The sequence below is a fragment of the Enterobacter sp. 940_PEND genome (assembly GCF_001059415.1).
Lineage (GTDB): Bacteria > Pseudomonadota > Gammaproteobacteria > Enterobacterales > Enterobacteriaceae > Enterobacter > Enterobacter cloacae_M.
In genome coordinates this window covers 1-2,298 of the sequence record NZ_JUMS01000107.1, presented here as the reverse complement: position 1 = coordinate 2,298, position 2,298 = coordinate 1, and the positions used below count along the sequence as shown (strand labels likewise).

The following is a 2,298-nucleotide window of genomic DNA, read 5'->3' as shown; positions in this document are numbered from 1 at the left end:
CCGATACGGAGCGCATTTTTGAGCGCATGGTGGGCCTCTCCCTTGTTAAGACCGATCTGAGCACGCCGCTGCATGTCCGTATCCAGGATCCACTCAATAATGAAAAGGGTCCGTTCAATACGACCAACTTCACGAAGCGCAACTGCAAGGTTGTTTTGTCGTGGGTAAGAAGCGAGCTTGCGCAGGAGTTGGCTGGGCCTGATTTTGCCAGCGGTCATCGTCGCGGCACAACGGAAAATATCAGGCCAGTTCGCAACGATAAGATCCTCCCGGGCTTTTCCACCTACCAACTTGCGTAACTCCCTGGGGGTCGTATCGGGATTAAATACGTACAACCGCTTCGATGGCAGATCCCTGATTCGCAGAACGAGATTGTAGCCGAGCAGGCTACTGGCTCCGAACAAATGGTCGGTGAATCCTGCTGTATCGGCATACTGTTCGCGAACATGGCGACCGACCTCGTTCATCAGTAGTCCATCGAGAATATACGGTGCCTCGCTCACGGTCGCCGGGATCGACTGACAAGCGAATGGCGCGAACTGGTCGCTTACGTGAGTATACGCTTTGAGGCCGGGAACAGAACCATATTTGGCATTGACCATGTTCATGACTTCGCCATGCCGCGCTGTCGGGAAAAACTGACCATCGCTCGATGCTGACGTGCCCATCCCCCAGACGCGTGACATCGGCAGTTTACCCTGCGCGGCCACCACAATTGCCAATGCCTGGTTCATGGCTTCGCTTTCAACATGCCAGCGGGCAAGGCGTGAGAGCTGCCAGTAATCATGCGTGTTTGTAGCTTCCGCCATCTTACGCAGGCCCAGATTGAGCCCTTCAGCGAGCAGGACGTTGAGCAGACCGATCCGGTCGCGACATGGAGCCCCGGTTCTCAGATGGGTAAACGCATCTGTGAAACCAAGGGCTGCATCAACTTCAAGCAGCATGTCGGTAATCCGAACGGACGGCATTCGGCGATACAGATCCAGTATGAGTGCCTCGGCACCATCCGGCACGTCTGCTGTCAACCTGTCGATCCGCAACGTTCCATCTTCTATGCTACCGTGCGGAATAGTGCCGTTACGGGCAGCCCGGGCCAGCCGCTTAAGAGCGATCGTGAGTCGCGCCTTTCTGTCTGCCAGCCAATCCTGTGGGTTGGAAGGCACGGCCAGTTTTGCATTTTCCTGCGCCGCGATCATCGGCACCAGTACCTGCTTGAGGTCACCATAGCGGCGCGAATGAGCGAGCCAGACATCTCCGGAACGAAAAGCATCCCGGAGGTGAAAGAGTACCGCCACTTCCCAAAGACGGGTATCTCCTTTTTCCTGAGCTCGTAAATGACGGTTCCATTTGGAGCTGGGCCGCAGGAAACGCCTTTCTGGCGATGCAACACCTTTCATCTCTCCGATCGACAAAGCTGCTGCTACCAATGGTCCGGCGACCGGCGCGGCTTCGAGCTTCAGACAGCGCAACATGCGGGGCGCATAACGACGAAAGCGATGGTATCCCTGCCCGACATATGCAAGAGGCTCATCGGCTAGCGTGTTGCTGAGTTGAGTCCCTGTCGCTACCAGTTGAGCGAGCCGGTCCCATGCAACCGAACTGGCGACAGCCATCTCCAGCGGGGTTCCGTCACTGCGGGCCTCAAGCAACGAAGCTCCCAGCGCGGTGAAGGTACGGATCGTATCCGTGAGTGTGGCTTTAGAGCCGGAAATTGTTTCGTCATGCTGGCGCTTCGCTTCCCGCCAGGTTTTTCCTACGATCCTGTCATGGGTTTCGACTATGGCATCAGCAATCGCCGCTTCCCACTCCACAACACAGACGGCAAGGATCGCCCAGCGGCGGTCCGAAGTGATGTCACGCAAACCGTCGGTGAAGTAGCGTTCACCCTGCCGACGCAGCCGGGCAATGCGATGGGCAGGTATGCTGGCCAAAGCACTATGATTGATATTCAGGGTACGCAGAAATTCGAGCCTGTCGAGCAAACGGTTAGCAGCAGCCGAGTTGTTACCAACCTCGAAGTTGCGAAGCCAGATGAAACGACTGATATTGCCGGCGAGCATTTCACTCAGAAGTTTGTCCAGGTGATCGCGAACATCCGCTGTTAAATTTTCCGCAATCCGCGTTTCAATCCGCCGCTCAGCGGCGACCAGAGCATCCGCGCACAAGCGCTCGATTGTCGATACTGCGGGCAGAATGGTGGAAGTTTCCCGACACCGCACAATAAAACGATGAGCAAGATCCTCGTTTGATCGGCACTGTTGCAAAGTTAGCGATGAGGCAGCCTTTTGTCTTATTCAA

Annotated in this window: 1 pseudogene; it reads right to left on the bottom strand. The window is 56.0% G+C overall.

From position 1 onward, the window contains the following. Positions 1–2,267, bottom strand: a pseudogene (locus ADJ24_RS15080) (Tn3-like element Tn5403 family transposase); the annotation flags it as partial. Positions 2,268–2,298: the final 31 nt, after the last annotated feature.